The 17,502-nt window shown below is 66.8% G+C and carries 15 protein-coding genes; 12 read left to right on the top strand and 3 right to left on the bottom strand.

The genetic code is table 11. The features are described from left to right. Positions 1–43: 43 nt before the first annotated feature. The 6 genes from O6P37_RS01740 (at position 44) to O6P37_RS01715 (ending at position 8,340) form a co-directional block, all read left to right on the top strand. Complete coding sequence (locus O6P37_RS01740) at positions 44–2,026, top strand: thioredoxin domain-containing protein (RefSeq protein ID WP_269892448.1); 1,983 nt, start codon at positions 44–46, stop codon at positions 2,024–2,026. Positions 2,027–2,036: 10 nt separating this feature from the next. Further along, complete coding sequence (locus O6P37_RS01735; RefSeq protein WP_269892447.1) at positions 2,037–2,408, top strand: nuclear transport factor 2 family protein; 372 nt, start codon at positions 2,037–2,039, stop codon at positions 2,406–2,408. A gap of 224 nt (positions 2,409–2,632) precedes the next feature. Then, entirely contained in the window at positions 2,633–3,430 is a 798-nt protein-coding gene (locus tag O6P37_RS01730; RefSeq protein ID WP_269892446.1) for a WXG100 family type VII secretion target, read from the top strand. 280 nt (positions 3,431–3,710) lie between these two features. Then, entirely contained in the window at positions 3,711–4,655 is a 945-nt protein-coding gene (locus O6P37_RS01725; RefSeq protein WP_269892445.1) for a hypothetical protein, read from the top strand. Positions 4,656–6,085: 1,430 nt separating this feature from the next. Then, positions 6,086–6,934, top strand: coding sequence for a secretion protein EccK (locus tag O6P37_RS01720; RefSeq protein ID WP_269892444.1), 849 nt, complete (start codon positions 6,086–6,088; stop codon positions 6,932–6,934). A 455-nt stretch (positions 6,935–7,389) separates the two neighbouring features. Beyond that, positions 7,390–8,340, top strand: a complete 951-nt coding sequence (locus O6P37_RS01715) for a hypothetical protein (protein ID WP_269892443.1) — start codon at positions 7,390–7,392, stop codon at positions 8,338–8,340. Between the two features lie 393 nt (positions 8,341–8,733). Here the strand turns inward: O6P37_RS01715 and trhA are convergent, their stop codons facing one another. Beyond that, a complete protein-coding gene (gene trhA, locus O6P37_RS01710) occupies positions 8,734–9,471 on the bottom strand; it encodes a PAQR family membrane homeostasis protein TrhA (protein ID WP_269892442.1) in 738 nt (245 codons plus the stop codon). A 55-nt stretch (positions 9,472–9,526) separates the two neighbouring features. On the opposite strand from trhA, the gene O6P37_RS01705 reads away from it, so the two are divergent. The 4 genes from O6P37_RS01705 to O6P37_RS01690 all read left to right on the top strand — a co-directional run bounded on the left by O6P37_RS01705 (position 9,527) and on the right by O6P37_RS01690 (position 12,739). Beyond that, complete coding sequence (locus O6P37_RS01705) at positions 9,527–10,318, top strand: (2Z,6E)-farnesyl diphosphate synthase (RefSeq protein ID WP_269892441.1); 792 nt, start codon at positions 9,527–9,529, stop codon at positions 10,316–10,318. Positions 10,319–10,370: 52 nt separating this feature from the next. Continuing rightward, positions 10,371–11,726 (top strand): hypothetical protein, encoded by a 1,356-nt coding sequence (locus tag O6P37_RS01700; RefSeq protein WP_269892440.1) that lies wholly within the window; start codon positions 10,371–10,373, stop codon positions 11,724–11,726. Positions 11,727–11,840: 114 nt separating this feature from the next. Next, positions 11,841–12,248 (top strand): hypothetical protein, encoded by a 408-nt coding sequence (locus O6P37_RS01695; protein ID WP_269892439.1) that lies wholly within the window; start codon positions 11,841–11,843, stop codon positions 12,246–12,248. Between the two features lie 92 nt (positions 12,249–12,340). Beyond that, a complete protein-coding gene (locus tag O6P37_RS01690; RefSeq protein ID WP_269892438.1) occupies positions 12,341–12,739 on the top strand; it encodes a hypothetical protein in 399 nt (132 codons plus the stop codon). A gap of 64 nt (positions 12,740–12,803) precedes the next feature. Here the strand turns inward: O6P37_RS01690 and coaA are convergent, their stop codons facing one another. Beyond that, positions 12,804–13,742 (bottom strand): type I pantothenate kinase, encoded by a 939-nt coding sequence (gene coaA, locus O6P37_RS01685; protein ID WP_264012781.1) that lies wholly within the window; start codon positions 13,740–13,742, stop codon positions 12,804–12,806. Between the two features lie 57 nt (positions 13,743–13,799). Here coaA and O6P37_RS01680 point away from each other — a divergent pair, with 57 nt between their 5' ends. Continuing rightward, complete coding sequence (locus tag O6P37_RS01680; RefSeq protein ID WP_269892437.1) at positions 13,800–15,002, top strand: DUF885 domain-containing protein; 1,203 nt, start codon at positions 13,800–13,802, stop codon at positions 15,000–15,002. Between the two features lie 129 nt (positions 15,003–15,131). Continuing rightward, on the top strand, positions 15,132–16,604 hold the full coding sequence (locus tag O6P37_RS01675) for a glycine hydroxymethyltransferase (protein WP_269892436.1): 1,473 nt from the start codon (positions 15,132–15,134) through the stop codon (positions 16,602–16,604). Here the strand turns inward: O6P37_RS01675 and O6P37_RS01670 are convergent. Then, positions 16,601–17,470, bottom strand: coding sequence for a hypothetical protein (locus O6P37_RS01670; RefSeq protein ID WP_269892435.1), 870 nt, complete (start codon positions 17,468–17,470; stop codon positions 16,601–16,603). The genes O6P37_RS01675 and O6P37_RS01670 overlap by 4 nt on opposite strands. Between the last annotated feature and the right edge of the window lie 32 nt (positions 17,471–17,502).

Here is a 17,502-nt window from a genome sequence, read left to right as displayed (position 1 = left end):
TAGATCCGGGTTCCGACATTCCCGGGCGGCCTAGGGTGATGGCGTGGTGAATCGTCTCGCCGACGCGACCAGCCCGTATCTGCGCCAGCACGCCGACAACCCGGTGCACTGGCGGGAATGGACGGAGGACGCGCTGGCGGAGGCGGCCGAGCGTGACGTGCCGATCCTGCTGTCGATCGGCTACGCGGCTTGCCACTGGTGCCATGTGATGGCGCACGAGTCGTTCGAGGACGACGAGGTGGCCGCCGCGATGAACGACGGCTTCGTGTGCATCAAGGTCGACCGGGAGGAACGGCCCGACCTCGATGCCGTCTACATGAACGCCACCGTCGCGCTGACCGGTCAGGGCGGGTGGCCGATGACGTGCTTCCTGACCCCGGACGGCAGGCCGTTCTTCTGCGGCACGTACTACCCGAAGGCCGGCTTCCTCGAGCTGTTGGCGGCGGTCGGCCAGACGTGGCGGTCGCGGCGCGCGGAGGTCGAGGAGGCATCCGACCACATCGCGGGTGAGCTGCGGGCGAGGGCGGCGGGACTGCCGGGCGGTGGCCCCGCGGTGGAGGCCGGCTTGTGCGACGCGGCAATTTCAGCGGTGCTGGGGGACTTCGATGCGTTGCGCGGTGGCTTCGGCGGCGCCCCGAAGTTCCCGCCGTCGGCGTTGTCGGAGGCGCTGCTGCGGCATCACGAACGCACGGGGTCCGCCGAGGCGCTGGCCGCGGTGGAGCGGACGTGTGACGCGATGGCTCGCGGTGGCATCTACGACCAGTTGGACGGCGGCTTCGCGCGATACAGCGTCGACGCCGCGTGGGTGGTGCCGCACTTCGAGAAGATGCTCTACGACAACGCGTTGCTGCTGCGGCTGTATGCGCACTTGGCCCGGCGGACCGGCTCGCCTCTGGCCGTCCGCGTCACCGCGGAGACGGCCGGCTTCCTCATCGACGCGCTGGGTGACGGCAGGATGTTCACGTCGTCTCTGGATGCGGACACCGACGGCGTCGAGGGACTGACGTACGTGTGGACGCCGGCGCAGTTGACTGAGGTACTCGGGCCCGAGGACGGGGCGTGGGCGGCGGATGTTCTGGGCGTGACGGCGGCGGGGACGTTCGAGCACGGCGCGTCGGTGCTGCAGCTGCTCCGTGATCCGGACGACGTCGAGCGGTTCGCACGGGTGCGGGCGGCCCTGGCGGCTGCGCGCTCGAACCGGCCGCAGCCAGGCCGCGACGACAAGGTCGTCACCGCGTGGAACGGGCTGGCGATCACGGCGCTGGCGGAGGCGTCGGTGGCGCTGGGGCGTTCGGACCTCCTGGATGCGGCGCTGGCCTGCGCCTCGCGTCTGGTCGACCTGCATGTGGTGGACGGCCGGTTGCGGCGGGCCAGCCTTGGCGGCCGGGTGGGTGAGAGCGCGGCGATCCTCGAGGACCACGCGATGCTGGCGACGGGCCTGCTGACGCTGTACACGGTGACGGGCGAGCCGTCGTGGCTGCGGGCGGCCGCGCGGCTGTTGAACGTCGCGTTGGAGCATTTCGCGGATCCTGAGGTGCCGGGCCGGTGGTTCGACACGGCCGACGACGCGGAGAAGCTGATGGTGCGGCCCTCGGACCCGATGGACGGGGCAACGCCGTCGGGAGCGTCGTCGATGGCGGAGGCCCTGCAGTTGGCGGCGCATCTGACGGGGTCGCCGACGTATCTGGAGGTGGCTTCGGAAACGTTGGCTTCAGCGACGCCGATCCTGGCGAAGGTGCCACGTGCCGGTGGGCACTGGCTGACGGTCGCGGAGGCGGCGGTGCGCGGGCCGATCCAGATCGCGGTGGCGTGCGACCCGGTGTCGTCCGAGCTGTTGCGCGCCGCGCGCACACTGGCGCCCGGCGGTGCGGTGGTGGTCGGCGGGCCTGCGGATTCATCGGAGTTGCTGGCGGGCCGGGACAGGGTGCGCGGTGCCGACGCGGCGTATGTGTGCCGGGGCCAGGTGTGCGACCTGCCGGTGACGACCACTGCGGAATTGGCTGTTGCGCTGGGTGTTCCCGTGTAGCTTCGAGCCCATGTCGAGTGCTGAGCACATCACCGAAACCGTCAACCGCTACCTCGAATTGGTAGCCAAGGGCAACGCCGACGCCGTGGCGGAGCTCTACGCCGACGACGCGACGGTGGAGGACCCGGTGGGCGGCGAAGTGCACATCGGCCGGCAGGCGATCCGCGGGTTCTACGGCGCAGTCGAGGGTGTCAAGGCCGAGTCCGAGCTGCTGACGCTGCGGGTGGCCGGCCACGAGGCGGCATTCCATTTCCGGCTCACGCTGGACTTCGGCGAGACGCAGATGCAGGTCGATCCGATCGACGTGATGGTGTTCAACGGCGAGGGCAAGATCCAGGCCATGAAGGCGTACTGGACGCAGGAGCACATGAAGCAGCTCTGAGCGTTTCGGTGGGGGTCTGCAGCGTCGGATTTGGTGCTCCTGAGGTGTGATCAGCTCCGGTAGCATTTGCTATCGAATTGGTGAAGGGCTGGTCATACGCGATTTCGCGTCGGCTGTGGCCTATTCGCGCGACGGCGATGGGAGGCGTCTGACCGTGTCAGCGGAGCGTTCGGTGTTGACGGGCGTGGCGTCGGTCAGTCGCGATCTGAAGGCGGGGGCTAGCGGTGTCCGGTGAGCTCAGGGTCAACCCGGGGGAGCTGAGGAACGGGGCCACCGGACTGGAAAGCGCGGCGGATGGGATCCCGGACCCGCTGCCGCAGTTCTCAGGCGGTGGGAGCGATGCACTGTCGACTGCCGCGACTAGTTACGTGCAGGGCTTCGAGGCGCCAATTGCGGAGAATCTGCCGCGCACGAAGGACGAGGCGCGCGCGGCCGCGCAGAACATCCTCAGAGCCGCGGGCCTCTACGAGCAGGCAGACCAGCTGGGCGCCGAAGGTGTTCAACAGGCGTCGTCGCAGTCAGCCTCGAGCGGTTCGTCGCCGGCGGGCGGTGACCCTTCGAGTCAGCTCAGCCAGATGATGAGCATGCCGATGCAGATGGCGCAGATGGCCGGCCAGATGGGTGCGCAGATGGCGCAGATGGCCGCGTCGATCCCGCAGGGAATTGCGCAGGGCGTCTCGCAGGGGATGCAGCAGATCAGTCAGCTGGCGGGTGCGGGCGGTAAAGGCGGCGACCTCGGCGAGGCGGGCAAACTGCCCGGCGCGGAGGATGCGGCACCGGGGGACGAGCGGTCCAAGGATGAGCGCCGAGGCGAGCGCGACGAGGACAAAGAAAAAGACGAAAAGGATTCGCCTCAGGCGGGTGCGCCTGGGGAGCCTGGTGCGGAGAAAGCGCCGGTGGGAGAGCCGCAGCCGAGTCCTGGACAAAGCGCCCCGCAGTCGGGTCCGGTGCCTGAGGCGGCTCCGCCGCCCAAACCGGCGCCGACCCGCCCGGCGGGCTCGGATGCTCCAATAATCGTGTGACCGTGATGCCGATCGACGTGAAGGTGTGCCGATGACTTTGCCTCCCCCGCCGGATCCGTACGGTTCGCAGCCGCCTCATGGCGGAGGTCAACCGGGCGGTGGGGTGTCGCCGCAGTGGGGGAGTCAGCAGGGTGGGGTGCCGCCGCAGGGGTTCGGTGGCGGTTATGGTCCGCCGCCGCAGGGGCCGTGGGGTCCACAGCAGCAGTGGGCGGGCGGCCCGGGTGGTCAGTCGCCGAAGAGTGGCCGGGGGAAGTGGATCCTCGGAGGTGTCGCTGTTGTGTTGGCGATCGCCCTGGCGGTCGTCATCACGGTGCTCGTCGTGCGACCCGCCGACGGTGGCGGCGGGAGTGGTGATCCGACGCAGCAGAACGGTGACTCGGAGTTCGCCAGCGCGGATGACACCGGGCCGGTGAACATCATCACGGAAGACCCGACGTGCGCGCCTTGGGGACGGGTTTCTAGAGAGTACTCGGCGTCAATTGAAAGTGCCGACTGGAAAAATCGCGCCAAAGACTTGCCGGCCACTGCGTGGACTCCTGAGCAACGTCTCGTGTTCGACTCAGCCTCGAAGAGCATGGAGAAGGCGGCAGGGGAAAGCCTACGCTTTGCGCGGGATACGCCGAGCAGATTGATGCGTCAACTGTATCAACAGTTTAACGCGTATTCCTCGAATTACATCACGAAACTATCTAACTATCAGCCTGCCGATGAGGCAGTGGTAGCGGTCGCTAACACTCTGGTGTCCGTCTTGTCTAGCGTTTGTTCTGCCATACAGTACGAGGCTGCATCGGCTATCGCGTCGTTAGTCGAGGGCATCTCGCCGACTATCGATAACACCGTCCCGACGGATGTTCCACCAGTTATGTCGTTGAAAGCCGGCGACGGTGAGTGTAGCGAGCTTGGCAATATTGTCGACGCGTACAACCAGGGGACGGCGGACTGGCAGCGAGTCGACCCCTCGGTACCAGTCAGGGAGTGGAGTACGGAAAACCGGCTTATATATGAAAGTGCTGAGCCGATAATGGTAGAGGCTGCAACTCGGTTTCAAGCGGTCGGAATGCAATCCGACTCGGCTGTTGTCCAGGATCTCGCTTTTATGACCGCTCAATACATACGGGCATATGTAGCTTCACTGCCGTCCTATTCGAGTGCTGACAATTACTTGATCAGGGTCGGCAACTTCCTAGGAGGCACGCTCGAAGCGGCTTGCGCGGTCGAATCATGAGCGGCGTCAGCGGTGCTGCAACGCTTGGTAGCTTAGGTGCTATTGCAACTTCGCTCGCTAGTGAAATGCAGGGACTCACGAATGTATCCGAAGAAAGGCCGACCGGAGATTTTGCGACCGAAATGACGGGCACGGGTGCTTGGCCAGAGTCCGATGCATCCGAGTTTCAGCTACAGAAGTCCGCTCAGGAATTGAAGTTGTCGGAGCTTGATTCAGCTTTGAATGCCTGGGAAGGCAAGCATGCACACGTATTTAATGGGAATCTGGTGTGGTCGGGTGTTAGCGCCGAGAAGGCTAACGAGACTGTCTCGTCTATTACCGCAGCGCTAAAGGAGCAGAAGCTCTCGCTCAAAATGGCTATCCTTTCTCTCGACATAGCCGCTATGAAGACTGCTATTACAAAGGGCGTCATTCGTCAAGAGGTCATTAAAGCGCAGAATGATATTCGAACGGCGAAGGCGAATGCCAAAGAGTCAGGGTCAGACCCGACAGCTGATATCGAAAGTATCGTGAACGCGGCCTGGTCAAAAAATTACGATAGTGTTGATGCTGCAGCAAGATTTCTAGGTGGCCCTGCAGCTCCACCCGGGGTCCCGCCGTATCCCGAGAGGCCACCAAATCAGGATTCTGCGCAGGGTGTAGCGACGCCGGTCAATTACACGCCCGGGATGGGTGCGAGTGGCGACACACCAGCCGCTGACACCGGAGGTCAGGCGGCGTTGCAAGATCCGGGTACCCCTCCTGCGACGCCGACGGCGAACGCGCCTGTCCCTGTCCCGAAGGACGGCCCGCCGTCCACTGAGTTGGGTTCAGAAATGGGCAGCACGCCTTCTGACCCGCAAACTTCGGCTCCACCACATGCAAGTCCGGCTCCGGTCCCGAGTATGCCCGCAGCGCCTAGCTCGACGGCGCCGCCTGGCAGGGGTGCGCCGCAGCTGCAGAACCTTTCGTCGAATGGTTCAGGAGTGACAGGCGGAAGTGGGTCTTCGCCTACGGGAACGCCAGGGGCAACTAGCACTACGAGCCCAGTGAGTTCGCCATACGAAGCGCCAGATAATGCGTCGTCCGACATGACCGCTACCAACGCCAGCCAGGCGGGCCACACGCCGTCGAATCCAGTCGAAGCTTTTATGCAGGGATACGCGGAGGCTGAGCCTTCGATGAATCCGGCGTCGGCGGGCAGTTCGCCGACTGCGCCGGTCGCTCAGACGGCACCCGTTGCGCCAGATCCGACGAACACCTCAACGCAGGCGGCTGGACACAATCCGTCGGCCAATCAACCGAGCAATGCTGCACCGGTTGGCCAATCGACACCTGCCGCTCCGCTGAACACTGGCTCGCCGGTAACCGGTGGCGGTATGGGCGGTATGCCGCTAGCGCCACCGCCTACAGTGTCGCCCGCTGCGCCGTCGCCGATGGCTCCGCCACCCATGGCGCCGGCCTCGGCGCCACCGGCCGGCGCCGCGGCTGCAGCGCCCATCCCGGTATCGACAGCTCGGCGCGAACGTGACGCCATCGCAGCGGTCAGCCGCCGCGGCAACGATCCGTCCCAAGTGGCGACCCGAATCGCTGCTGCGCTCAACGCGATTCCGACGCAGGACTTCGGCTTCTACTGGGTGACGGCACTGACGGTCGACGGCACAATTGTGGTCGCGAACAGCTACGGCATTGGCTACATCCCCGATGGCGTCAAACTGCCTGAGCAGGTGAAGATGGCCAGCGCCGACGAGTCGATCCCGGCGGTCGACCGCGGCAAGTGGGCGACTTATCCGATGTTGACTCTCAAGGGTTGGGCAGAGCAGCACAGTACGGCTCTGCGGATGGTCATCGCGACAGAGTCACAGTTCCAGGGCTTCGACCCCGGTGCGGCGAAGATGATTCTGCAACCTGACGACATCCCCGAGAACGGGCAGATGCAGGGCCGCTCGCGCCTCGAAGTGATTGCGCCTCAAGCGGCGGCGCAGTTGGCGGCGGTCAGCGACGCGGACCTTCCTGAGTTGTTGCCCGTCGCGCCGGCCGACGGGACCCCTCCGGCTGACGAGACTTTCCAGAAGTGGTTCAACGTGATGAAGCCGATGATGAGCCAATCCGACGAGCGCGGGCAGTTCCACCTGAAGGCTTTCATCGAGTACGCGAACTACTCACAGGAAAAGTCCTTATACGCGGCGCACACAGCCGCTGACGCCACAACATTGCGCGCAGCCATCGCCGACTGGATCTACTGGCAGCACCTCGGAGTGCTCACGTCGGATGCCCTGTCGGAGCTTCAGCCCTCGTGACGCTTTCTTCATGTGCGACGCGGTCGGCATACTAATCGGCGTCTTTTTTGTGGGCTGCGACGACGAGATGCCAAGGACGAGGGGTCTTGTGCTGCGCCGTCCGAGGCCGGGCGCGCGGAAGTCGGTTCGATGCTTAAGAGAAGCTCCAGAGAAGGACGACCCAGCCCCGTCTGAGGTCGGGATGGCTCCAATAATCGTGTGACTGTGATGCCGATCGACGTGAAGGTGTGCCGATGACTTTGCCTCCCCCGCCGGATCCGTACGGTTCGCAGCCGCCTCATGGCGAAGGTCAACCGGGCGGTGGGGTGCCACCGCAGTGGGGGAATCAGCAGGGTGGGATGCCACCGCAGGGGTTCAGCGGAGGTTATGGTTTGCAGCACCAGTGGCCGGGTGGCCCGGGTGGTCAGCCGCCGAAGGGCGGCCGGGGCAAGTGGATCCTCGGAGGTATCGCTGTCGTGCTGGCGATCGCTCTAGCGGTGGTCATCACTGTCCTCGTCATGCAGCCTGCCAGCGAGGAAGGTGGGGATGGTGGCGCTGACCCCACGGCGCGAAACAGTGACTCGGAGTTCGCGAGTGCGAACGATACTGGGCCGGCTGACATCATCACCGATGACCTGACATGCGCTGCATGGAGTCGCATCGGCAATGAATACGCAGATAGATTGGAAACCATAAGCTGGTCAGATCGTGACCGCGAAGTCTCGGCTGACATTTGGTCTCCTGCGCAGAAGTCGCAGTACGAAGCGGCGGGTGAAGCAATGTCGGCAGCCGCCGAAGCCGCAACTAAACTTGCCAAGCAGACGCCGCACAGGGTTATGCGTGAGCTATATGAACAATTTATCGCTTACTCTGGTTCTTTTGTCGACAATATTCCTTCTTATCGACCGGAACACAATCGGGCGATAGTCGTTTCGGACGCATTCGGCCTAGCATTAAATAACGTCTGCGCGTCGATTCAGTATGCAGCCGCACCGCAGGTGGCACCACTCGTGGATTCGCCTCAGGCGCCATCGACGGCTACATCGTCTATGGACGGTGAGGATTTCATGTTTCTTAAGCAGCGGATTCCCGTCTGTACCGATTGGGCAGCGGCTATAAACAGCATCAGCGATGACACTGCGGCGTGGCAGCGCATCGACGCTGAAATCTCCGCAAGCGACTGGACGGCCGAACAGCGAGCGGTCATCGATGCGGTCGGCCCGGTAATGTCCGAAAACGCCGACTCGCTCGAAGCGATGGGCCGATCCAGTGACAATCCGCTTTTCGAGGATTTCGCTATAACTGCAGCACAGTATCGGCGCGGTTATGTCAAAGCCCTACCCACATACTCGCCAAGGGATAGTTTCCTCGCGCAGACCGCTACCTACTTAGTTAAGGCTGTCAATTCCGCGTGTGACGCGGCCTAATGCCGAGAGGTGGCGGCAGCGTCGGTACCGGCAAGAACCCATGACCAGTGCTTGGCAGCGTGACCGGACCTGGCGCCTAGCCTGAACACACTTGTCGGAATTGTAAAGCGTCGTTCAGGCCTCGAAATGATCGCACCTCAATCGGCGGCGCAAGTCGGCGGTTATCGACGCGAGCGTGGCCGACTGATTGCGTCGAGTCGAAGAGCAGTTTGACCCTTCCAGGCTAGGGCTCTTCATAAGGCACCGCCGATGATAAACGACACTGGGGCCCGCCGCGCTACTCGATCTATTGGCAAACCCCGGAGTGCTCACCTCGATGCAGCGTCAGGGCTTCGAATCAACAGAGCTGGCGGATTGACGTAGCGCGGCAGCGCGATCGCCGAGCGCCGCCCCCTAAAACACCGCGAACCACATCGCGATGTAGTGGCAGATCGCCGCGACGGCCGTGCACGCATGAAAGAACTCGTGATGTCCGAACGTCGTCGGCCACGGGTTCGGCCACTTCACCGCGTAGAGAACCCCACCGATCGAGTACAGCGCGCCGCCGACGATCAGCAGCACCACCGCCGCCACACCCGCGCCGTCCATGATTGGCCCGATGAACCACGCCGCCACCCAGCCCAACAGGATGTACAGCGGAACCCCGACCCACGCCGGCGCCGACGGCCAGAACATCTTGAGTAGCACCCCGGCCAGCGCCCCGCCCCACACAATCGCCAGCAGCACCACGCCACTGCGCTCGGGCAGGGCCAGCATCGCGAACGGCGTGTAACTGCCCGCGATGAAGATGAAGATCATTGAATGGTCGGCCCGCTTCATCCATTTGCGAGCCGACGGCGACGTCCAGTTCACCCGGTGATACGTCCCACTCACCGCGAACATCGCCACGATCGTGAACGTGTAGATCAGCGTCGCGATCCCGGCCCGCAGCGAATCGAGCGACCACGACACCGAGACCAGCGCCGCGCCGGCGATGAGCGCCACGATCGCCGAGTACACGTGGATCCACCCGCGCGCCCTCGGCTTCCCGAAGAACTGCGCGACCTGATCGACGACAGCCTCGGGGAAGTCCTCCGCGTACACCCGCGGCGGCTGTTGCTGGGCTTCGTCAGCGGTATCGATCTGAGCCATCTCACCTCCACCAATGCCATTGGAGTACCCGAACGTCACAGTAGTCTTGATCGTCGTGGACATCATTCCCCCGCGTCTCAAGGAGCCGGCCTACCGGGTCTACGAGATGCGGTTGCGCCAGGAGCTGGCGCGGTCCAAATCCCAACTGCCCCGCCACATCGCCGTTCTCTGCGACGGCAATCGCCGCTGGGCCCGTGACGAAGGTCACGACGACGTCAGCTACGGCTACCGCATGGGCGCCGCCAAGATCGCCGAGATGCTGCGCTGGTGCCAGGCCGCCGGCATCGAGATGACGACCGTCTACCTGCTCTCCACCGAGAACCTCCAGCGCGATCCCGACGAACTCGGCGAGCTCATCGAGATCATCACCAACGTCGTCGAAGAGATCTGCGCCCCGGCCAACAAGTGGAGCGTCCGCACCGTCGGCGACCTCGAACTGCTCGGCGACGACGCCGCCCGCCGCCTCCGCGACGCCGTCGAATCCACCAACGGCAACGGCAGCGGCTTCCACGTCAACGTCGCCGTCGCCTACGGCGGCCGCCAGGAGATCGTCGACGCCGTCCGCGCCCTGCTCGGCAAGGCGCTCGCCGACGGCGCCCACGGCGAGCAGCTCATCGAAGCCGTCACCGCCGAGGCCATCTCCGAGAACCTCTACACCTCCGGTCAGCCCGACCCCGACCTCGTCATCCGCACCTCCGGCGAACAGCGGCTCTCCGGCTTTCTGCTCTGGCAGAGCGCCTACTCCGAGATGTGGTTCACCGAGGCCTACTGGCCGGCCTTCCGCCGCGTCGACTTCCTGCGCGCCCTGCGCGACTACACCCAGCGGCACCGCCGCTACGGCAAGTAACCCGGCGATCTACTCTTCGCGCAGGCGCTCATCCCCGTGACACACTGATCACATGGCTGCGCTGTCGGCGGTGGTCTTCTCGTTGAGCTGGTGGCTGGGTCTGTACCTGCTCGCCCGCGACCCCCGCAAGCCGGTGCTCGTGCTCGCCGCTCTTGGCCTCACCAGCTTCGCCGTCGTCGTCGCGCTCGACGCCGTCCGCGTCCTCACCGGATCCGAACTTCTCGGCCGCATCGAGATTTACCTCGTCGCCCTTCCCGGCATCGCCTGGTTCGCTGTCGTCGTCGAACTGTCCCGCCCGATCGAGACCTGGCGCGGCCGCGCCGGTGAGCTCGCCGCCGTCACTGTCATCGCCGCGCTCGCCCTCGTCGGCGCCGACCTGGCCGACTCCGTCGACGGCCCGCTGAACTCCGGCCACTGGATGATGTTCGCCGTCGTCAGCGTGTCCTCCCTCGGGGCGATGATCCGCGCCGTCCTGCAGGGTGTCCGGCCCGTCCCGGTCGTCGGCTTCCTCGTCATCGCCACACTCTTCTTCGCGCTGGGCAACGCGATCCTGATCATCCCGCTCGGCCTGGTGCCCAGCTGGCTCGCCCTCGCGTCCACCGGCTTCGACGTCGCCCTGCTGGGCATCGCCGTCGCCATTTGGGACGCCTTCGACGAGGGCCAGGCGCTGCGCGCGGACATGCTGCGCTCCTTCACGGCCACCGCCGTGGTCGCATTCCTGTTCGGCGGCCAGGCGCTCGTCGGCCTCGCCGCCACCGACGGCGCCGCGACCGCGCTGACCGTCCTGCTGTTCACCAGCCTCGCCATCGCCATCTCCATCAACGTGCTGGCCGACCCGCTCGCCGGCGTGCTCGACCGCCTCGCCTTCTCTCGCTCACCCGCCCTGCGCGCCGACCGTGCCGCGCTGCGCCGCACCGAGGCCGCGCTGCCCCTGAGGTCGGCCAACCCGCTCGACGACGTCGACGACGACACCTTCGCCCGCCTCACCCGCCGCGCGCTCGGCCACTACGGCGACCTGTCCAAGCTCGTCGCCAGCCCGCTGACCGCGCTGCCCGTCATCGACGAGCGCCTCGCTGCCCGCGGCGCACCCGACCAGCCGATCGAACGCGCCAACGAACTGCGCGCCCTGCTGGCCGACCGCATCGCCGCCCTGAAACCGCGCGACGGCGGCGACTTCGGCACCACCGAACACTGGCGGCACTACAACTCGCTGTACTTCCCCTACGTCGTCGGCGTGCGCGCCTACGCCCAGAACGCCACCGCCTCAGGGCTCGACCCGGTCGCCCGCAAGGCCTGGCAGTGGTTCGTCACCGAGGTCCCCCAACGCTCCCTGCACAACTGGCAGAACGCGGCAGCCCGCGTCATCGCCGCCGATCTGCGCGGCACCCTCGTCACCGCCGACGACTGACAACCCCCTGACCTGCGGTTGGCAGCGCCTGGCAGTAGCAGGCGTCGATCTGGCAGTGCCTCGGAAGCAACATCAGTGGTGTTCCACCCCGACCTCAATGCCGAGGAGCCCGCAATGGCCACCATCACCCGACCACTGTCCGATTCCACCGACTCGCTACTGCGCTTCGCACTCCGCGCCGACGCCACCCTCACCGGCGTCGCCGGACTGCTCATCGCCGCCACCGCCGGCCCGACGGCCTCGCTCACCGGACTCACCGGCGCGCAGACCTACGGCCTGGGCGCCGCCCTGGTGTTCTACGGCCTGATCGTCTACGCGCTGGCCGCCGTGGAATCGCTGCGCGGCGTGGGCATCGGCGTCGCGATCGCCAACGTGGCGTGCACCGTCGCCGCCATCGCCGTGGTGGCCGCGGGCACCCTGTCGCTCACCCAGGCCGGCGTCGCCGTCACCTTCGCGATGGCCCTCTACACCGCCTTCTTCGGCGGATTGCAGTACCTCGGAGTGCGCCGCCTCTCGGCGTGACTCCCTCCCCGCCGGTGCGGGGCGCCGCCGCAAGAGGTTACGGCGCGCCGCCCCGCACCGGTCTTCACCCGATCACTCTGAAAGGAACTGTCATGACCGCAGTCTCGACCACCACGTCCGACTCCCTGCTCCGCTTCGCCCTGCGCGCCGACGCCATCCCGGTCGGCGTCGTCGGCATCGTCTTCGCCGCCGCCGCACAGCCGCTCTCCCCGCTGCTGGGCCTTCCCGTCGCCGCCGCGTACGGGTTGGCCGCGTTCTTCATCGCCTGGGGCGTCATCGTCACCTGGCTGGCCTCGCGGCCCGCCGTCCGCACCGCCGGCATCGGCGCCGCGATCGCCAACGTCATCTGCACCGTCGCGGCGGTCGCCGTGGTGTTGACCGACGTGTGGCCGCTCACGACGCTCGGCGTGGTGATGATGCTCGCCAGTGGCGTCTACACCGCGGTGTTCGCCGAACTGCAGTACGTCGGCGTCAAGCGCATCGCGGCCTGATCCGCCCGACTTCGGCGCGCTCCCGTTCACTCACCGAACGCGAGCGCGCCGAAATCGCTGGCGGTCAGAGCTTGCGCAGGCGCAGCCGGTTGATCTTGTGGTCGGCGTCCTTGCGCAGCACCAGCGTCGCCCGCGGCCTCGTCGGCAGGATGTTCTCGATCAGGTTGGGCCGGTTGATCGAATGCCAGATGTCGCGGGCGGCGAACACCGCCTGCTCGTCGGTCAGCGTCGAGTAGTGGTGGAAGTGCGACTTCGGATCGGCGAACGCGCCGGCCCGCATGTTCAGGAACCGCGAGATGTACCAGCCCTCGATGTCCTCGATGCGGGCGTCGACGTAGACGGAGAAGTCGAACAGGTCCGACACCATCAGCGCCGGGCCGGTCTGCAACACGTTGAGGCCCTCGAGGATCAGGATGTCGGGGTGGCGGATCAACTGCTTCTCGCCCGGCACGATGTCGTAGATCAGGTGCGAGTACACCGGCGCGCACGCCTCGTCGGCGCCGGCCTTCACCGCTGTCACGAACCGCATCAGGCCCCTGCGGTCGTAGCTCTCCGGAAAACCCTTGCGATGCATCAGATTCCGCCGGTGTAGTTCGGCGTTGGGATACAGGAACCCGTCGGTGGTGACCAGGTCGACGCGGGCGTGGTTGCCCCAGCGGGCCAGTAGCGCCTGCAGCACACGCGCGGTGGTCGACTTGCCGACCGCCACACTGCCCGCGACGCCGATCACGAACGGCACCGGCCGGTCCGGATTCTGCTGCGGCTCGCCGAGGAACTCCGCGGTGGTCGCGAACAGTCGCTGCCGGGCGGCGACCTGCAAATGGATCAGCCGGGCCAGCGGCAGGTAGACCTCTTCGACCTCGAGCAGGTCGAGCTTCTCGCCGAGGCCGCGCAACTGCGCGACTTCCTGCTCCGTCAGCTTCAACGGCGTCGACATGCGCAAGTCGCGCCATTGACCCCGGTCGAATTCCACATACGGACTCGGCTCGCTCAGCCGCGGCATGGGGCCAGTCTTGCAGCACGCGCGCGACCCGTCAGAGCCTGGGTAGCGTTGACCGCCATGGAGGCCGACACGCTCATCCGTGAGTACCTGCTGCTGGGGCTGCGCTTCGACCGCATCGAGGACGGCTACGTCGACTCGTTCACCGGCGATCCGGCGCTGCGCCGCGCCGTTGCCGACGAGCCCCCGCCCGATCCCGCCGACCTGGCCCGCCAGGCCCGACGCCTGCTCGCCGAGATCCCGCAGAGCGGGGGACTGGAACAGGCGCGCGCCGACTACCTGGCCGCCCATCTGCGCGCGCTGGACTGCGCGGGCCGCAAGTTTGCCGGCGAACAGGTCGGCTTCGTCGACGAGGTCGAGGCCTACTTCGACGTGCGCATCGGCAAGGGCGACCCGGCCCGCTACGAGGCCGCCCACGCCAAGCTCGAGGAGGCGCTCCCCGGCGACGGTCCGCTGGCCGACCGCGTGCAGGCCCACCGCACCGCCGACGAGATCCCGCCGGAGCGGCTCGAGGAGTGCATCCACGCCTTCTCCAGCGCCCTGCGCGACCGTGTGCGCGCCGACTTCCCACTGCCCGACGCCGAGACCATCAACTACGAGGTGGTGACCGACAAGCCGTGGTCGGGCTTCAACTACTACCTCGGCAACTACACCTCGACGGTCGCGGTGAACGCCGACCTCAAGCAGCAGATGGCCAACCTGCCGCGACTCGTCGCGCACGAGTCCTACCCCGGCCACCACACCGAGCACTGCCGCAAAGAATTCGGATTGGTGGCCGGCCAAAATCAGGTCGAGCAGACGATCTTCCTGGTGAACACCCCGCAGTGCCTGATGGCCGAGGGCCTGGCCGACTTGGCGCTGCACGCGGCCATCGGGCAGGACTGGGGTGCGTGGGCGTCGGAGATCTACGCCGATCTGGGGCTCCGGTTCGACGGCCATCGGGCTCAGGCGGTGTCCGAGGCGACGGCCGCGCTGGCCGACGTCCGGCAGGACGCCGCGTTGATGCTGCACGACGAGCACCGTGACGTCGACGACGTCGTCGACTTCCTGCGGCACTGGCTGCTGGTCGACGACAAACGCGCCCGGCAGATGCTGCGCTTCCTGTCGTCGCCGCTGTGGCGGGCCTACACGTCGACGTACGTGGAGGGCTACCGGTTGCTGCGGGGCTGGCTGGACGCCCGTCCCGCCGACGTCAGCCTCACCCAGCGGTTCGGCCGGCTGCTCGACGAGCCGCTGATCCCGTCGTCGCTGCGGGCCGCCTGACTGCTCGCCGCCCGTACGCCGAACGTGCGCCCAGTGCGAGAAAGCGCCCGAATCTCGCAGTGACCGCACGTTCGCGACGCGTGGGTGGCCGGTACCGGACTGACAGCCCGCCCGACTACCCTCGACACCATGACTGCAGATCCTCTGACCTCGTCGGCAGCTCCCGGAGCCGAGTACGCCGGAACCGCCAGCGCGGCCTACCGGTCGGCGCTCGAGGTCATCGAATCGGTCGAGCCCCGGATCGCGGCGGCCACCCGGCAGGAGCTCGCCGACCAGCGCGACTCGCTGAAGCTGATCGCCAGTGAGAACTACGCGTCGCCGGCCGTGCTGCTGACGATGGGCACCTGGCTGTCGGACAAGTACGCCGAGGGCACGATCGGCCACCGCTTCTACGCGGCCTGCCAGAACGTCGACACCGTCGAGTCCATCGCCGCCGAACACGCCCGCGAACTGTTCGGCGCCCCTTACGCCTACGTCCAGCCGCACTCCGGCATCGACGCCAACCTGGTGGCGTTCTGGGCCATCCTCGCCACCCGGATCGAGGCCCCGGGGCTGGCTGAACTCGGCGCCAAACACGTCAACGACCTGTCGGAGCAGGACTGGGAGAGCCTGCGCAACAAGCTCGGCAACCAGCGGCTGCTGGGCATGTCGCTGGACACCGGCGGCCACCTCACCCACGGGTTCCGGCCGAACATCTCCGGCAAGATGTTCCACCAACGCAGCTACGGCACCGACCCGCAGACCGGCCTGATCGACTACTCCGCTGTCGCCGCCGCGGCGCGGGAGTTCAAGCCGCTGATCCTGGTCGCCGGCTACTCGGCCTACCCGCGGCGGGTGAACTTCGCGAAGATGCGCGAGATCGCCGACGAGGTCGGCGCCACGCTGCTGGTCGACATGGCGCACTTCGCCGGCCTGGTCGCCGGCAAGGTGTTCACCGGCGACGAGGACCCGGTGCCGCACGCCCACGTCACCACCACCACGACGCACAAGTCGCTGCGCGGACCGCGCGGCGGCATGGTGATGGCCACCGAGGAGTACGCGCCTGCCGTCGACAAGGGCTGCCCGATGGTGCTCGGCGGGCCGCTGAGCCACGTGATGGCGGCCAAGGCCGTCGCGCTGGCCGAGGCACGTCGCCCGGAGTTCCAGACCTACGCCCAGAACGTCGCCGACAACGCCAAGGCACTCGCCGAGGGCTTCCTCAAGCGCGGCGCGAACCTGGTCACCGGCGGCACCGACAACCACATCGTGCTGCTGGACGTGCAGTCGTTCGGGCTCACCGGCCGGCAGGCGGAATCGGCGCTGCTCGACGCGGGCATCGTCACCAACCGCAACTCCATCCCGAACGACCCCAATGGCGCCTGGTACTCCAGCGGCATCCGGTTCGGCACGCCGGCCCTGACGACGCGCGGCTTCGGTGCCGACGAGTTCGACCGGGTCGCCGAGCTGGTGGTCGAGGTGCTCAACAACACCAGCCCGACGCAGGCGTCGTCCGGTCCGTCGAAGGCCAAGTACACGATCGCCGACGGCACGGCCGCGCGGGTGCACGCCGCATCGGCCGACATGCTGGCGGCCAACCCGCTGTACCCGGGCCTGACGCTCTAGCCGAGTCCGTAGACGCCGGGCGACAGGTCCGCCTCTTCGACGAACACCTGCATGGCGACAAGCATCTGCCAATGCAATCGCGCCAGGCGGCCGGCGAGTTCGGGGCCGGGGTCGAAGATCCCGTCTGCGGGGGCCGGCGGGAGCACCCCGAGGATGCGCGCCATGTCCACCTCGATGACGGTGAAGTCGCCGTATGGCCGCTTTGGATCGGCCGTCGCCGCCGGGTACCGGCCGCTGTCGAGGCGGTCCTCGCAGTCGGAGCGCGACGGCCACCGGACCTCGATGGCACGCAAGAGACGTAGCTGGTCATGGTCGATGGTGACCATCCCATCGGCATCGAGGCCGAGGTCGGCGTCCGACGCTCCGTAACCGCGCATGGCCTCACGCACATCCCTGGCGTCGATGTTGTGCAGCGCGTAGCGCCCCGGCGGAAGCGATGCGTGCCGCAGCGCCCGAGTGAGCACGAAGAGCATCTCGACGTGCGCGCGAGCCACATCGTCGTCGTGTTCTACGCCGAACGCTCCCTGCAACTGCGTCAGGAGGTCCCTACCGCCGTAGGGCCGTTGTGGGTCCAGCATGGGCGCACCGCGCTCAGCGGTGTTCCAGACAAAGCGCATCTGCCGCAGCAGGTCGATGTGGCGCGGCGCGACGTCGAAGGATCCGTCGCCGAACCAATCGCCGTCGGCCAGGCCGCACGCCGGCTCAGGATCCAGCCAGACCTCGGCGACGCGGTGGGGCACGGTGTTCCTGTCGTCAGCTCGGCCCGTTCTGCGGCTCAACGTTTCCTGCGTCGCTGCGTCGAGGGCCGCGGCGTGCGCCGCGCCGTTGCCGCGCGCTTGCCGGTAGGCGCCGGCGAATTGAGTCATGAACTTCATACGTTCGAACATCGTCTTCCCCC

The sequence above is a fragment of the Mycobacterium hippophais genome (assembly GCF_027529605.1).
GTDB lineage: Bacteria > Actinomycetota > Actinomycetes > Mycobacteriales > Mycobacteriaceae > Mycobacterium > Mycobacterium arseniciresistens.
This window is presented reverse-complemented; position numbering and strand designations above follow the sequence as displayed.

What these genes read in the sequence shown, in the direction of transcription:
- O6P37_RS01735 (WP_269892447.1), top strand. Translation starts at nt 2,037, where the DNA reads ATGTCGAGTGCTGAGCACATCACCGAAACCGTCAACCGCTACCTCGAA.
- O6P37_RS01720 (WP_269892444.1), top strand. Translation starts at nt 6,086, where the DNA reads ATGGCGCCGGCCTCGGCGCCACCGGCCGGCGCCGCGGCTGCAGCGCCC.
- trhA (WP_269892442.1), bottom strand. Translation starts at nt 9,471, where the DNA reads ATGGCTCAGATCGATACCGCTGACGAAGCCCAGCAACAGCCGCCGCGG.
- O6P37_RS01700 (WP_269892440.1), top strand. Translation starts at nt 10,371, where the DNA reads ATGGCTGCGCTGTCGGCGGTGGTCTTCTCGTTGAGCTGGTGGCTGGGT.
- O6P37_RS01695 (WP_269892439.1), top strand. Translation starts at nt 11,841, where the DNA reads ATGGCCACCATCACCCGACCACTGTCCGATTCCACCGACTCGCTACTG.
- O6P37_RS01690 (WP_269892438.1), top strand. Translation starts at nt 12,341, where the DNA reads ATGACCGCAGTCTCGACCACCACGTCCGACTCCCTGCTCCGCTTCGCC.
- coaA (WP_264012781.1), bottom strand. Translation starts at nt 13,742, where the DNA reads ATGCCGCGGCTGAGCGAGCCGAGTCCGTATGTGGAATTCGACCGGGGT.
- O6P37_RS01680 (WP_269892437.1), top strand. Translation starts at nt 13,800, where the DNA reads ATGGAGGCCGACACGCTCATCCGTGAGTACCTGCTGCTGGGGCTGCGC.
- O6P37_RS01675 (WP_269892436.1), top strand. Translation starts at nt 15,132, where the DNA reads ATGACTGCAGATCCTCTGACCTCGTCGGCAGCTCCCGGAGCCGAGTAC.
- O6P37_RS01670 (WP_269892435.1), bottom strand. Translation starts at nt 17,470, where the DNA reads ATGACTCAATTCGCCGGCGCCTACCGGCAAGCGCGCGGCAACGGCGCG.